Origin of the sequence: Methylibium sp. Pch-M, from assembly GCF_004136295.1 — a bacterium.
In the GTDB taxonomy this organism is placed as follows: Bacteria; Pseudomonadota; Gammaproteobacteria; order Burkholderiales; family Burkholderiaceae_C; genus Methylibium; species Methylibium petroleiphilum.
This window is the reverse complement of the sequence record NZ_CP029606.1, coordinates 2,367,691-2,380,512: the sequence shown is the minus strand read 5'-3', so window position 1 is coordinate 2,380,512 and position 12,822 is coordinate 2,367,691. Positions and strand designations below refer to the sequence as shown.

Below are 12,822 nucleotides of genomic sequence, written 5' to 3'. Positions count from 1 at the left end.
CGACGGAACGGCGCGGTTGGGTTGTACCCTTATCGCGCGCCCGACTCAAGCCGGGGCGATGCTGCCGCCCCGGCCCGGTCTGCCTGGATCACTTCTTCGCGTAGTCTTCCATCGGCTTGTTGTTGGGGTTCTTCAGCGTGTCCTTGAGGGTGTCGCTCATCGGCAGGCCGACCTTCGCGCCGGTGGGCGGCGTCGGCTGCATGAACCACTTGTCGTAGAGCGCGTTGATCTCGCCCGACTTCACCATGCCGGCGATCGTGGCGTTGACCAGCTTCAGCAGCGCCTCGTCGTCCTTGCGCATCATGATGGCGATCGGCTCGACCGACAGCACTTCGCCGACGATCTTGAAGTCCGCCGGGTTCTTGCTGCGCGCGATCAGCCCGGCCAGCAGGCTGCCGTCCATCACGAACACGTCGGCGCGGCCACTGTCGACCAGCAGGAAGCTGTCGGAGTGGTCCTTGCCGAACACTTCCTTGAACTCCATGTTCTCGGCCCGCTTGTTCTTGCGCAGCGTCTGCACCGAGGTCGTGCCGGTGGTCGTGGCCACCGTCTTGCCCTGCAGGTCGGCGATCGACTTGATGCCCGAGCTGGTCTTGACCGCCATCCGCACTTCCTCGACGAAGGTGGTGTTGGCGAAGGCCACGTCCTTCTGGCGGGTGGCGTTGTTGGTGGTCGAGCCGCACTCGAGGTCGACGGTGCCGTTCTGCACCAGCGGGATGCGGTTCTGCGACGTCACCGGCTGGTAGTTGACCTTGAGCTTGCGGCCGACCGCCTTCTCGATGTCCTCGACCGCCTTCTCGCAGATCGCCACGTGGTAGCCGACGTACTTGGCACCGCCCAGCGTGTACGACAGGACACCGGAGGACTCGCGCACCCCGAGGGTGATGGCGCCGGAGTCCTTGACCTTCTTCAGGGTGTCCTCGGCCTGGGCGAGGCCGGTGGCGGCCAGCGCGGTCACGAGGATCAAGAGCGATTTCTTCATGAAGACTCCTTGTGGGGATCGGTAACGGAAGAGCAAAAATCTACAGGAGGCTCGGCGCGCAGGCCATACGGGGTCGCCACAGGTGCACCGCCCCGGGATGCGAGCAGGGTTCGTGCCACACTGGGCACGGCTCAGGCCACCGCCCGCGGCACCGCACCGGCCGCCAGCGGCCCGGCGCCGGCCTGCAGCAGGTGCGCCCACAGCGCCCGGACGCCCGGCTTGACGTGCTTCGCGACCTCGGGGCGCTCGCGGTAGATGCGCACCTCCATGCTGAGCTCGAAGCTGCCCGACGGCGCGGCCGGCACCAGCTTGCGCGTCTTCAGCTCCTTGCGCACCGAACTGGCCGGCAGGAAGGCCAGGCCATGCCCCTCGAGCGCCATCGCCTTCAGGCCCTCGGCCATGTCGGTCTCGTAGATCGGGTCGAGCAGCACCGGCAGCGGCGTCTGCTTGATGATCAAGTCCACCAGCTGCCCGAGGTAGGCGCCGCTGGCATAGCCCAGGAAGGGCACCCGCTCGCGCTCACGTCCGGGCAGGCGGAACAGCGGCTCGCCGTCCGGCCCGGCCTTGGCGTAGGCGCGCAGCGACTCCTCGCCGAGCGTCAGCATCTCGTAGCGATCGGTGTTGAGCTGCAGCGGCTGCGCCGGGTGGTGGTAGGCGATCAGCAGGTCGCAGCTGCCCTCGGTCAGGCGCAGCACCGCATCGTGCACGTTGAGCGCGATCAGGCGGCTCTTCAGCGCACCGGATTCGCGCTTCAGGTCGCGGTTGAGCTCCATGATCCAGTGCGGAAAGAAGGCGAATGCCAGCGTATGGGGCACCGCGAACTCGATCATGTCCGGCCCCGCGGCCCGGTGGCCGCGCAGCAGGTTGCGGGTGGCCTGCAGCGCCACCAGGATCTCCAGGGCCTGGGCATGGAAGCTCTCGCCGGCCGGCGTGAGGCGGGTCGGGTAGGACGAGCGGTCGACCAGATCCGTGCCGGCCCAGGCCTCCAGCGCCTGGATCCGGCGCGAGAACGCCGGCTGGGTCACGTGACGCAATTGGGCCGAGCGCGAGAAGCTGCGCGTCTCGGCCAGGCTCACGAAGTCTTCCAGCCACTTGGTCTCCACGCGCCGCAGTGTAGCCAGCGCCCGGCGCTTCGCGGCGCCGGTTCAACGGAGCACGGCTTCCTTCAGCTCCACCAGCTCCACCTCCACGGTCGCGTCGCCATCACCGAGCCAGACCGTCCCGTCCTGCACCGTGCACTGCAGCTTCATGCTGCGGCGGGCCAGCAGCGCGAGTGCCGTGCTCGCCTCGGCCGGGACCTGGCGAACGCGCAGGTTCGCCAGCTTCTCCAGCGGCCCGCGGTTCTGACCCCACCACAGGCTGCCGTTGCGGCCGTAGATGTACAGCACCACCTCGCGCGAACGGTGGCTGGCCTTGCGCACCCACTTCTCTTCCGGCTGGCCGACATCGACCCACAGTTCGATGTCGCCGACCAGGCTGCGCCGCCACAGGTCGGGCTCGTCCATCTCGGTCATCGCGTTGGCGAAGGACAATGGCGCCTGATCCTCGCCTGCGGCGTGCAAGGCGTAGGCGAGCAGCCGCACCATCATCCGCTCGTCGTTCTCCGACGGGTGCTGGGCCAGCGTCAGCGCATGGGTGCCGTAGTGGGCACGGTCCATGTCGGCGACCTGGAGTTCGGCCTTGAAGACCGTTGATTTGAGAGCCATGGAGAGTGTCGCGATGCCGAGCAAGAAATTCGATCTGGAGAAGGACAAGGCCAAGAAGACCCTGGGGCGGCTCGCGCAGTCTGGCACACCGCAACGCTTCGGCGCGGCGGCGGCCCCGGCGCCGGACCGGCGCGCACAGCGCCGTCTAGACCAGGCGGCCGGACTGGTGCCGTTCGCGACCAAGCTGCCGGCCCCGCTGGTGGCGGCGCTCCATGCCGCCGCCGAGGCCGGCGGCGAGACGCCGGGCGCGCTGCTGGCGCGGCTGCTGCAGGCCGGGCTGCCCGGTTACCATGCAGGCACTGACACCCAGGAGGGCTGATTGGCCACCCCGAACTACTCCTACGAGAAGCGCCAGCGCGAGCTGGCGAAGAAGCGCAAGAAGGAAGAGAAGCTCAAGCGCAAGTCCACCGGCTCGGGTGCCGGTGAAGGCGGCGAGCCCGAGGCCGGCGACGCGGCGGACGACACGCCGCCGGTCGACGGCACCCCGCCCGCGGGTGGCTCCAGCGCCGGCTGAACGGCCCCTCGCGGCTCAGGACGCGGCGACGTCGGCCGCCGCCTCGGCGCCGCCTTGCTGCTGCAGCGCCCACATCTGCGCGTAGCGCCCTTCGCGGGCCAGCAGTTCGGCATGCGTGCCGCGCTCGACGATGCGGCCCGCCTCCATCACCAGGATCTGATCGGCGTCGACCACGGTCGACAGCCGGTGCGCGATGACCAGTGCGGTCTTGTTGCGCGCCGCGGTCTGCAGCTCGGCCTGGATCGCCCGCTCGTTGGCCGAGTCGAGCGCCGAGGTGGCCTCGTCGAAGATCACGATCGGCGGATTCTTCAGCAGCGTGCGCGCGATCGCCACGCGCTGCTTCTCGCCGCCGCTCAGCTTCAGGCCACGCTCGCCGACCACCGTGCCGTAGCCCTTCGGGGTCGAAGCGATGAAGCCGTGGATGCGCGCCGCCTGGGCCGCCGCCTCGATCTCGGCCTGGCTCGCCCCGGGGCGACCGTAGGCGATGTTGTAGGCCACGGTGTCGTTGAACAGCACCGTGTCCTGCGGCACGATGCCGATGGCGCGGCGCAGGCTGGCCTGGGTGAGCTGGCGGATGTCGTGGCCGGCGATCGTGATGCGGCCCTCGCCCACGTCGTAGAAGCGGTACAGCAGCCGCGCCAGCGTGCTCTTGCCCGCACCCGACGGCCCCACCACCGCGATCGTGTGGCCGGCCGGGATCTCGAAGCTCAGGCCGTGCAGGATGGGCCGCCCCGCTTCGTAGGCGAATCCGACGTTCTCGAAGCGAACGACCGGCGGCGCCTCGGCGTGCAGGTCCTGAGCGTCGGGTGCGTCGCGCACCTCGCGCTCGCGCTCCAGCAGGTCGAACATCTTGTCGAGATCGGTCAGCGCCTGCTTGATCTCGCGGTAGATCACGCCCAGGAAATTGAGCGGGATGTAGAGCTGGATCATGAAGGCGTTGATCATCACCAGGTCGCCCAGCGTCATGCGTCCGGACACCACGCCCTCCGTGGCGCGCCACAGCATCGCGATCAGCGCGATGGCGATCAGCAGCTGCTGGCCGGTGTTGAGCAGCGACAGCGTCGACTGCGACTTGAGCTTCGCCCGGCGCAGCCGATCCAGGCTCTCGTCGTAGCGCTTCGCCTCGAAGTCCTCGTTGTTGAAATACTTGACGGTCTCGTAGTTCAGCAGCGAGTCGATCGCCTTGGAATGCGAGCTCGAGTCCAGCTCGTTCATCGTCTTGCGGAACTTCGTGCGCCACTCGGTCACGAGCACGGTGAACCCGATGTAGACCACCAGCGCGGCCAGCGTGATCCACGCGAACATCGCGTCGAACTTGACCGCCAGCAGCCCGAGCACGAGACTGACCTCGACCAGCGTGGGCAGGATGCTGTAGAGCGAATACGAGATCAGCGACTGCACGCCGCGCGTGCCGCGCTCGATGTCGCGCGTCATGCCGCCGGTCTGGCGCTCGAGGTGGAAGCGCAGGCTCAGCGCGTGCAGGTGCTGGAACACCTGCAGCGAGATGCTGCGCGACGCGCCCTCGGTCGCCTTGGCGAACACCAGCTCGCGCAGCTCGGTGAACAGCGAGGTCGACAGCCGCAGCGCGCCGTAGGCCAGCAGCAGCCCCGCCGGCACCACCAGCGCGGCACGTGGATCGCCCAGCGGGATGGACAGCGCGTCCACCAGCTGCTTCAGCAGCAGCGGCACGCCGACGTTGGCGAGCTTGGCCGTGATCAGGCAGGCCAGCGCCGCGATCACGCGGAACTTGTAGACCCACAGGTAGGGCAGCAACCGGGCGAGCGTGGCCCAGTCGGAGCGCGCCGCAGCGACCGGGCCCGCAGCAGAGGCTGCCGGGCCGGCAGCGGCCGGCGGCGGACTCAGGGTTTCAGCGCGACGCATCAATCACAATCTCCACAATGACCCGCCCTCACCCGCCGAGCCGCCGATGAACGACCAGCCGCAGCCCCACCCCAACCTGCTGGGCGCCCACCTCACCCAGGTCGATCCCGACCTCGTGCTCGTGCTGCGGGTCATGCCGATGCCGGCCGACGCCAACCCCAACGGCGACATCTTCGGTGGCTGGATCATGGCCCAGGTCGACCTGGCGGGCGCGGTGCTGCCGGCCCGCGTGGCCCGTGGCCGCATTGTCACAGTGGCGGTCAACCAGTTCGTTTTCAAGCAGCCGGTATCAGTCGGCGACCTGCTCAGCTTCTACGCCCGCGTCGAGCGCATCGGCCGCACGTCCGTCACGGTGCACGTGGTGGTCTATGCCGAACGCAACCCGGCGGACCCGGTGGTGGTCAAGGTGACCGAGGCCAACCTGACCTACGTGGCGATCAACATGGACGGCAGCCCGCGCGAGATCCCGCGCGACTGAGCCGCCGCCGTCAGCCTGCGGTGACCGGCCGGCGCCGCAGGCGCGCGACCAGGCGCCAACCCAGCAGCACCGCGAGGATGGCCGCATAGACCGCGACCTCGGCATAGTTGTGCTTGGCCGAGCGCATCCAGAAGAAGTGCAGGATCGCAAGCAGCGCCACGGCGTAGACAAGCCGGTGCAGCGCCTGCCAGCGCTTCGCGCCCAGCGCCCGGATCGCGCGGTTGAACGAGGTGGCCGCCAGCGGCGCCATCAGCAGCAGGGCGGCGAAGCCGACCAGCGCGAACGGCCGCTTCGGGATGTCGCGAGCGATGTCGGCGAGGACCAAACCCATGTCCAGCCAAGCGTAGCAGAGGAAGTGCAGCACGCCGTAGAAGAAGGCGAACAGACCCAGCATGCGCCGAAAGCGCAGCAGTGCCGGCTGGCCGGTCCATTGCCGCAGCGGCGTGACGGCCAGCGTGAGACAGAGGAAGCGCAGCGTCCAGTCGCCGGTGGCGCGGATCAGCGCCTCGGCCGGGTTGGCGCCCAGCGTGTTGGCCAGGGCGCCGTAGAGCAGCCAGGCGAACGGCAGCAGGCTCGCCACGAACAGCAGCGGCTTGGCGGCCGGCCGCAGCAGCACCGATGCGGCACGGCGCGCGCCCCGGGGCGCCGGCAGCGTGGCGCTCATCGTCAGAAGTTCTTGGCGAGATCGAGGCCCGCGTACAGCTGACCGACCTGCGCCTCGTAGCCGTTGAACATCTGCGTCGGGCGCTTCTTCTGGAAGATGCCGTCCTCGCCGATGCGGCGCTCGGTGGCCTGGCTCCAGCGCGGGTGGTCGACCTTGGGGTTCACGTTCGAGTAGAAGCCGTACTCGTGCGAGGCCGCCTTGAACCAGGCGGTCTTCGGCTGCTGCTCGACGAAGCGGATCTTGACGAGGGACTTGGCACTCTTGAAGCCGTACTTCCACGGCACGACCAGCCGCACCGGCGCGCCGTTCTGGTTGGGCAGCACCTCGCCGTACATGCCGAAGGCCAGCAGGGTCAGCGGGTGCAGGGCTTCGTCGAGGCGCAGGCCTTCGACGTAGGGCCACTCGAGCACGCGCGAGCCGACGAAGGGCATCTGCTTCGGGTCGGCCAGGGTCACGAACTCGACGAACTTCGCGTTGCCGGTCGGCTCGACGCGCTTGATCAGTTCGGCCAGCGAGTAGCCGACCCACGGGATCACCATCGACCAGCCCTCGACGCAGCGCAGGCGGTAGATGCGCTCCTCCATCGGGGCGAGCTTGAGCAGATCCTCGATGCCAAGGGTCTGCGGCTTCTTCACCTCGCCCTCGATCGCCACCGTCCAGGGCCGCGTCTGCAGCTTGCCGGCGTTGCGCGCCGGGTCTTCCTTGCCGGTGCCGAACTCGTAGAAGTTGTTGTAGCTGGTAGCGTCCGCGTAGGCGGTCGGCTTCTCGACCGTCGAGGCGCCGGTGACGCCGCTGCGTGCGCCGGGCAGGGCCGCGAGCTTGCCGGCCCGGGGGGCCTGCTGCGCCAGCGCGTCGCGCTGCGCCCAGCCGGCCAGCGCGGCGCCGGCGCCGCCGGCGGCCAGCAGACGCAGGAACTCTCGCCGCTGCTCGTAGGCCGCACGCGGCGTGATCTCGCTGGCCACGGGATGGAGGTAGCCCGAACGGGCTTGTCGAGGAAGCAGCATGGTCGATCGCCTGGTGAGGAACGCGAAGGTTCGAAGGCCGGCGCCGGGCGGGAGTTCCGTCACGGGCCGCACATCCTTGCACAACAGTCGCGGCGCGACGAGCGACCTTACAGCCCGAGCTCGCGTCCCAGGCGATTCGTCAGAGCGCCGAGAAGTCGGTGGACAGGATGCCGTCGTCGTCCTCGTCGCCGTACAGGCGCAGCGCCTGGGCCGGCTTGCGATCGCGGAAGCTCTTGCGTGCGTACAGCTTCTCCTGCGCCTGCACCGGCAGGTCGGTGATGCGCAGGACCTGGCGGGCGATCAGCACGTCGATCAGGTCCTCGAGCACGCGCACGACGTCGGCATCGAGCTTCGCGAACTCGCTCTGCGGCGTGCTGCCGGCGCCGACGAAGGCCTGCACCTCCGGGTGGTCAGGCGGCAGGAACTCCGCGCCCGCTTCCGGATGGCGGTGCAGGCTCAGGACGCGGCCGTCGGCGTGGCGCAGGGCATAGGGCATGGCGCTGCCGACTTTAATCGGCGCAGCGTCCTGCCGCTTACAACTGCCCGTAGGAGTGCAGGCCCGACAGGAACATGTTCACGCCGAGGAAGGCAAAGGTGGTGACCACCAGGCCGACCAGCGCCCACCAGGCGGCCACCGTGCCGCGCAGCCCCTTCATCAGCCGCATGTGCAGCCAGGCCGCGTAGTTGAGCCAGACGATCAGTGCCCAGGTCTCCTTCGGGTCCCAGCTCCAGTAGCCGCCCCAGGCCTCGGCGGCCCACAGCGCGCCGAGCACGGTCGCGATCGTGAAGAAGGCGAAGCCGACCGCGATGGCGCGGTACATCACGTCGTCGAGCAGTTCCAGCGCCGGCAGCTTGGCGACGATCGGCCGCCGCAGCGCCAGCGTCAGCGCGAAGAAGGCGCCGACGCCGCCGATCAGGCGCATCGCCGAGCCGAGCGAAGCCACCGTTTCGGCCTGCAGCGGCGCGAACGCCGCGAAGGCCCCCAGCACCGCCAGCAGGCCCACCGGCAAGGCGATGAAGGCGGTCACCAGCGCGCGCGTCGCGGCCGTTTTCAGCAGGTAGGCCCAGGCGACCATCGCGGCCAGCGCGAAGGTGCCGTAGCCGACGAAGTTGGCCGGCACGTGCACCTTCATCCACCAGCTCTGCAGCGCCGGCACCAGCGGCTGGATCTCCTGCGCCTCGCGCGCCACCGTGTACCAGAGCAGGAAGCCGACCGCCGCGCTGACCACCAGCATCACGAAAGCCCCGAGCGAGCGCACGCTGCCCTCGCCGCTGCCGGCATTGGCGGCCCGGCCGCTGGCCGTGCTGGCGGCGCGCTGCAGGTAGTTGGCCTCGAAGTACAGGTAGAACAGCGCCGTCATCCAGGCGAACAGCACGAACACCTCGTAGAGGTTGCTGACCGGGATGTGGCCGATGTCGGCGCCGATCTGGTGGCTCTCGTACCAGCGCACCAGGGTGCCGGTGAGCGCCATGAACACCGCGCCCCAGGCCAGCAGCGAGCCGATCTTCTCGGCCGTGGCCTGGCTGTCGCGCTGCTTGAAGAAGCCGATCCAGTAGAACAGCGTGCTCATGAAGAACAGCGTGCACATCCACAGGATCGCAGTCTGGCTCGCGAACAGGTACTTCAGCAGGAACAGCTGCTGCCCGGCCTCGAGGTCGGCACCGAAGCCGTCGGTGGTGCGGCTGTAGAGGCCGATCGCGAGGAAGCTGGCGAGCGCGACGGCAATCGCCAAACCACGCAGCGGGCCCCAGAACCAGCCCAGGCCGATGACCAGTGGCGTCGCGCCGGCGAGGATGCCGAGTTCGTAGCCGTCCATGTGGCCGCCATAGCGCTGGAAGGCATAGCCGGCGCCGGCCACGACCAGCAGCGCGAAGATCCAGTCGAAGGCGCTGCGCCGGGCGAAGTAGCCGCTGCGACCGATCGTCAGCATGGCGGGGGGCGTGGTGGTGTTCATGCGCTTTCCTTCGCTAGGAGGCTGTCGCGAATCTGCTCGAACTCGCGGTCGGTATCGAGCGTCTGCCGGGTCGACGACAGCGCGGCGGTCAGGCGCGTGCCGCCGCCGTCCGGTGCGTCCTCGAGCCACACCCACAGGCGGCGCTCGCGCACATAGAGCATCGCGAACACGCCGATGATCAGCAACAGGCAGCCGAGGTAGACCAGCGTCTTGCCCGGCGTGCGCGTCACCTGGAACACGCTGGCCTGCACCTGGGTGTAGTCGTCCAGCGCCAGCAACACCGGCGCCGGGTAGAAGAAGGCATCCGAGAGCGACAGCACGGCCTGTGTCATGAAGGCCTGGGTGGCCTCGTCGGGCGCGAGGGGCTTGAGGCCGGCGCGCTCGCGCGTCAGGTTCAGCAACTCGAACAGCGTGCCGTTGAGGATGCGCAGCAGCACGTCCGAGGTGCGCTCGCGGTCGGCTTCCGGCACGCTGGCCTCCAGGAAGCCCGACAGCGCCTGCAGCCCGCCGACGGCCGGTTCGCCCGCGCGCACCGGCTCGATGCCAGCGTAGAGGTCCAGCGCACGCCGCGCCGATACCGTCAGTTGCTCGGCCAGTTCGGGCTTGTCGGCCGGCGTGGCACGGGTCACGTAGCGCTGCACCGCGGCCTCGCGCAGCGCCCGCTCGTTGAGGCCACCGCGCAGCCGCATCCAGCCGGCCAGGCCGTCGGCGTCGTCGGCCGGAATGCGCAGGTAGCGGAATGGCTCGTTGGGCGTCTCGCGCACCCCGGCGAGGAAGACGCGCTGGCCATCGAGCGTAAGCGGCAGCGAGTAGTTGTTGTACTCGCGGGCCTGGCCGGCCGCGTCGCGCAGCTTGTAGCTGATCGACGGCCCGACGTTCTGCAGCGTCTTCTCGGTGCGCGTCTTCGCGCCGGAACCGAGGTGGCTCTCGAGCCGGTTGACGAGATCGACCTTGCGCACGTCGGTGCCGCCGTTCGCATCGACCGCCGCGAGGTTCTCGACATTGATGACGCGCAGCCCGGTGAATTCGAGGCCGAGCGTCTGGCCGTCGCGCTCGCTCTGGATCTTGGTCTCGGTGCCGACCTCGCCGTCCATCTGGAACGGCGTCCCGCCACCCAGCGGCCAGCCCCGGAGCTTGAGCTTGGAGCCGCCGTCCTCGAAGCTCGACAAGTAGATCATCACGCCGCGGTGCTGCACCGGCTCGTTGACCTTCACGGTCGCGGTGCGGGTGGCGCCGGTGTCGCGGTCGTGCAGCACGATGTCGCTGGCGAATCGCTTGGGCATGCCGGTCGGGTAGAAGTCGACCAGGAACTTCTTCAGCTCGATGTCGAACGGCAGCGGCTGCAGCACCACGCCGTCCTTCAGCTGGATCACCGCGGTGCCGCCACGCTGGCCTTCGCCGACCAGGATGTTGCCGCGGTAGGTCGGGTTGCCCTCGGAGAGCACGTGCTCGGCCGGCACGTTGCGCAGCAGGCCGGCCCCGGGCCAGGCGGATTTGTCGAACAGCGCCATCTGCGCACGCACCACCAGGTCGCCATCGAACAGGCCGCCGATGCAGATCAGCACGATCGCCGAGTGCGCGGCCAGGTAGCCGAGCTTGTTGGCGGCACCCTTTCGGGCCGCCACCATCACGCCGCCCTCGCGTTCCTGCAGCTTCGCCTTCCAGCCGCCAGCGGCCAGCAGCGCTGAGACGCGGGCCAGCACGTCGGCGCGCGCTTCGTCGAGCGTGCCTTCGGCGCGATGGTGGAAGGACCTGAGGCTGCTCGCGCGGATCTGCTCTTTGTAGGCCTTCAGGTCGACCAGGATCTTCGGCGCGTTGCGCGCGATGCACAGGCTGGTCGACGCGACCAGGAAGGCCAGGATCAGCAGGAACCACCAGGCGCTGTAGACCGCATAGAGGTCGAGTGCGTCGAACACCTGGGCCCAGAACGGCCCGAACTGGTTCACGTAGTTGTTCATCGACTCGTGCTGCCGCAGCACGGTACCGATGACCGAGGCGATGCAGATCACGGTCAGCAGCGTGATCGAGAACCTCATCGACGACAGCACCTCGACCGCTGCACGCAACGTGCGCGAGCGGGTCGGCAGTTCGAGGCCGGTGGTACTGACGGTCATGGGAAAAGGACGATTCGGCGAGGGGCGAACAGGCAGAGGCGGCAACGGCCCGAAAGTTCAAACGGCGCGCCGCACAAACACGAAGGCCGGCGTCGAGCCGGCCTTCGGGAAAGCGCGCTGACGCGTCCGGGTCAGCGCAGCCCGGCGATGTAGTCGGCCACCGCCTTGAGCTCCTTGTCGCTGAGCTTGGCCGCGATGACGCTCATCTGGGCGTTGTTGTTGCGTGCGCCGCCGCGGAAGGCCACCAATTGCGCCTCGGTGTAGTCGGCATGCTGGCCGCCGACGCGCGGGTACTGGGCCGGAATGCCCGCCCCGGTGGGGCTGTGGCAGCCGGCGCAGGCCGGCACCTGCTTGTCGGCGATGCCGCCGCGGTAGATCTGCTGGCCCAGCGTGACGGTGTCCTTGCTCTTGGCAAAGCCCGGCTTGGCCTGCTTGCTCGCGTAGAAGGCCGCCACGTTGCGCATGTCATCCTCGCTGAGGGTCGAGGCGAAGCCCTTCATGATGGCGTTGTTGCGCTTGCCCGACTTGAACTCGGCCAGCTGCTTGGCGAGGTACTCCGGGTGCTGACCCGCCAGGATCGGGTTGGCCGGGCTGCCGCGCGAGCCGTCGGCGGTGTGGCAGGCGGCACACACCGCGGTGGAGATCGCCTCGCCCTTCTTGAGGTCGGGCTTGGCAGGCGCCTTGGCCTCCTCCGCCAGAACCGGGGTCACGAGGGCGGCGGCCAACAGGAACGACAGGAGAGACTTCATGGGCGAGCGATGGAGGAGTGGGTGGCGAACGGGTCCGACCCGTCGGCTAACCAGCGATTTTACAATGCCGCATGAACTCGCCCACTCCGGCGGTCCCGGACCCCGCCAAAGTGGCGCTGGCCTGGACCCACACCGCCCGCTTTCTCACCACCGCCGCGCGGATGGAACACCTGCCGGTCAACGAGCTGCCGGAGATTGCCTTCGTGGGCCGCTCGAACGCCGGCAAGTCCACCGCGATCAACCTGCTGACGCAGCAGAAGCGCCTGGCCTTCGCGTCGAAGACGCCCGGCCGCACCCAGCACATCAACCTGTTCTCGCTCGGCCCGAAGGACGCGCCCGACGCGCTGTTCGCCGACCTGCCGGGCTACGGCTACGCGGCCGTCGCGCGCGGCGCGAAGCTGCGCTGGCAGCAGGTGATGGCGGAGTACCTGGAAACGCGGCGCAGCCTGTCGGGCGTGGTGTTGATGGTCGATTCGCGGCTGGGCTTCACCGAACTCGACCAGCAGCTGCTGGCCTTCGTGGCGCCGCGTGTCGGCACCGGCGAGATCAAGCTGCTGGTGCTGCTGACCAAGGCCGACAAGCTCAACCGCCGCGAGGCCGATGCCGCGCTCGCTGCCGCACAGGGCGTGCTGGGCCAGCTGGCGACCGACGACGCCGACCTGAGCCTCGCGCTGTTCTCGGCGCTGAGCCGGCGCGGCGTCGGTGATGCCGCCCAGGTGCTGCACACCTGGGCGCACGGCGACCCGGCGCCGGAACCGCCCCAGGCAGGCTGAAC

General features: G+C 69.1%; 14 protein-coding genes. 4 read left to right on the top strand and 10 right to left on the bottom strand.

The features are described 5' to 3' along the window. Positions 1–88: 88 nt before the first annotated feature. The 3 genes from C1M51_RS11425 to C1M51_RS11415 form a co-directional block, all read right to left on the bottom strand. Positions 89–982: an amino acid ABC transporter substrate-binding protein gene (locus C1M51_RS11425; protein ID WP_129449893.1), complete on the bottom strand. Its 894-nt coding sequence runs from the start codon at positions 980–982 to the stop codon at positions 89–91. Between the two features lie 131 nt (positions 983–1,113). Next, positions 1,114–2,085 carry a LysR family transcriptional regulator gene (locus tag C1M51_RS11420; protein WP_207207743.1) on the bottom strand — a complete coding sequence of 324 codons (972 nt, stop codon included), beginning with the start codon at positions 2,083–2,085 and terminating at the stop codon, positions 1,114–1,116. A gap of 42 nt (positions 2,086–2,127) precedes the next feature. Continuing rightward, entirely contained in the window at positions 2,128–2,688 is a 561-nt protein-coding gene (locus C1M51_RS11415; protein WP_129449890.1) for a YaeQ family protein, read from the bottom strand. A gap of 13 nt (positions 2,689–2,701) precedes the next feature. Between C1M51_RS11415 and C1M51_RS11410 the strand changes: the two genes are divergently transcribed. Further along, positions 2,702–3,007: a hypothetical protein gene (locus C1M51_RS11410; RefSeq protein ID WP_129449888.1), complete on the top strand. Its 306-nt coding sequence runs from the start codon at positions 2,702–2,704 to the stop codon at positions 3,005–3,007. Continuing rightward, positions 3,008–3,202 carry a hypothetical protein gene (locus tag C1M51_RS11405; RefSeq protein ID WP_129449886.1) on the top strand — a complete coding sequence of 65 codons (195 nt, stop codon included), beginning with the start codon at positions 3,008–3,010 and terminating at the stop codon, positions 3,200–3,202. A gap of 15 nt (positions 3,203–3,217) precedes the next feature. Here the strand turns inward: C1M51_RS11405 and C1M51_RS11400 are convergent, their stop codons facing one another. Next, positions 3,218–5,083, bottom strand: a complete 1,866-nt coding sequence (locus C1M51_RS11400) for an ABC transporter ATP-binding protein/permease (protein WP_129449884.1) — start codon at positions 5,081–5,083, stop codon at positions 3,218–3,220. A gap of 46 nt (positions 5,084–5,129) precedes the next feature. On the opposite strand from C1M51_RS11400, the gene C1M51_RS11395 reads away from it, so the two are divergent. Further along, the gene (locus C1M51_RS11395; RefSeq protein WP_129449882.1) at positions 5,130–5,561 is read left to right on the top strand and encodes an acyl-CoA thioesterase; all 432 of its coding nucleotides are present in this window, start codon (positions 5,130–5,132) and stop codon (positions 5,559–5,561) included. A gap of 10 nt (positions 5,562–5,571) precedes the next feature. Here C1M51_RS11395 and C1M51_RS11390 read toward each other — a convergent pair whose 3' ends face one another. From C1M51_RS11390 to C1M51_RS11365, 6 genes are all read right to left on the bottom strand, one after another. After that, positions 5,572–6,225, bottom strand: coding sequence for a sulfite oxidase heme-binding subunit YedZ (locus C1M51_RS11390; protein ID WP_129449880.1), 654 nt, complete (start codon positions 6,223–6,225; stop codon positions 5,572–5,574). A 2-nt stretch (positions 6,226–6,227) separates the two neighbouring features. Next, the gene (gene msrP, locus C1M51_RS11385; protein ID WP_129449878.1) at positions 6,228–7,229 is read right to left on the bottom strand and encodes a protein-methionine-sulfoxide reductase catalytic subunit MsrP; all 1,002 of its coding nucleotides are present in this window, start codon (positions 7,227–7,229) and stop codon (positions 6,228–6,230) included. A 139-nt stretch (positions 7,230–7,368) separates the two neighbouring features. Beyond that, complete coding sequence (locus tag C1M51_RS11380; RefSeq protein ID WP_011828035.1) at positions 7,369–7,725, bottom strand: hypothetical protein; 357 nt, start codon at positions 7,723–7,725, stop codon at positions 7,369–7,371. Positions 7,726–7,762: 37 nt separating this feature from the next. Next, a complete protein-coding gene (gene ccsB, locus C1M51_RS11375; RefSeq protein WP_129449876.1) occupies positions 7,763–9,184 on the bottom strand; it encodes a c-type cytochrome biogenesis protein CcsB in 1,422 nt (473 codons plus the stop codon). Then, positions 9,181–11,298 carry a cytochrome c biogenesis protein ResB gene (locus C1M51_RS11370; protein WP_129449874.1) on the bottom strand — a complete coding sequence of 706 codons (2,118 nt, stop codon included), beginning with the start codon at positions 11,296–11,298 and terminating at the stop codon, positions 9,181–9,183. Before C1M51_RS11370 ends, ccsB begins: the two co-directional genes overlap by 4 nt. 131 nt (positions 11,299–11,429) lie before the next feature. Continuing rightward, positions 11,430–12,047 carry a cytochrome c gene (locus C1M51_RS11365; protein WP_011828032.1) on the bottom strand — a complete coding sequence of 206 codons (618 nt, stop codon included), beginning with the start codon at positions 12,045–12,047 and terminating at the stop codon, positions 11,430–11,432. A gap of 71 nt (positions 12,048–12,118) precedes the next feature. Here C1M51_RS11365 and yihA point away from each other — a divergent pair, with 71 nt between their 5' ends. After that, a complete protein-coding gene (yihA, locus tag C1M51_RS11360; protein ID WP_129449872.1) occupies positions 12,119–12,820 on the top strand; it encodes a ribosome biogenesis GTP-binding protein YihA/YsxC in 702 nt (233 codons plus the stop codon). Positions 12,821–12,822: the final 2 nt, after the last annotated feature.

Coding starts and splice junctions, on each gene's coding strand:
- C1M51_RS11380 (WP_011828035.1), bottom strand. CDS start 7,725: ATGCCCTATGCCCTGCGCCACGCCGACGGCCGCGTCCTGAGCCTGCAC.
- msrP (WP_129449878.1), bottom strand. CDS start 7,229: ATGCTGCTTCCTCGACAAGCCCGTTCGGGCTACCTCCATCCCGTGGCC.
- C1M51_RS11400 (WP_129449884.1), bottom strand. CDS start 5,083: ATGCGTCGCGCTGAAACCCTGAGTCCGCCGCCGGCCGCTGCCGGCCCG.
- C1M51_RS11370 (WP_129449874.1), bottom strand. CDS start 11,298: ATGACCGTCAGTACCACCGGCCTCGAACTGCCGACCCGCTCGCGCACG.
- ccsB (WP_129449876.1), bottom strand. CDS start 9,184: ATGAACACCACCACGCCCCCCGCCATGCTGACGATCGGTCGCAGCGGC.
- C1M51_RS11410 (WP_129449888.1), top strand. CDS start 2,702: ATGCCGAGCAAGAAATTCGATCTGGAGAAGGACAAGGCCAAGAAGACC.
- yihA (WP_129449872.1), top strand. CDS start 12,119: ATGAACTCGCCCACTCCGGCGGTCCCGGACCCCGCCAAAGTGGCGCTG.
- C1M51_RS11415 (WP_129449890.1), bottom strand. CDS start 2,688: ATGGCTCTCAAATCAACGGTCTTCAAGGCCGAACTCCAGGTCGCCGAC.
- C1M51_RS11425 (WP_129449893.1), bottom strand. CDS start 982: ATGAAGAAATCGCTCTTGATCCTCGTGACCGCGCTGGCCGCCACCGGC.
- C1M51_RS11390 (WP_129449880.1), bottom strand. CDS start 6,225: ATGAGCGCCACGCTGCCGGCGCCCCGGGGCGCGCGCCGTGCCGCATCG.
- C1M51_RS11395 (WP_129449882.1), top strand. CDS start 5,130: ATGAACGACCAGCCGCAGCCCCACCCCAACCTGCTGGGCGCCCACCTC.
- C1M51_RS11365 (WP_011828032.1), bottom strand. CDS start 12,047: ATGAAGTCTCTCCTGTCGTTCCTGTTGGCCGCCGCCCTCGTGACCCCG.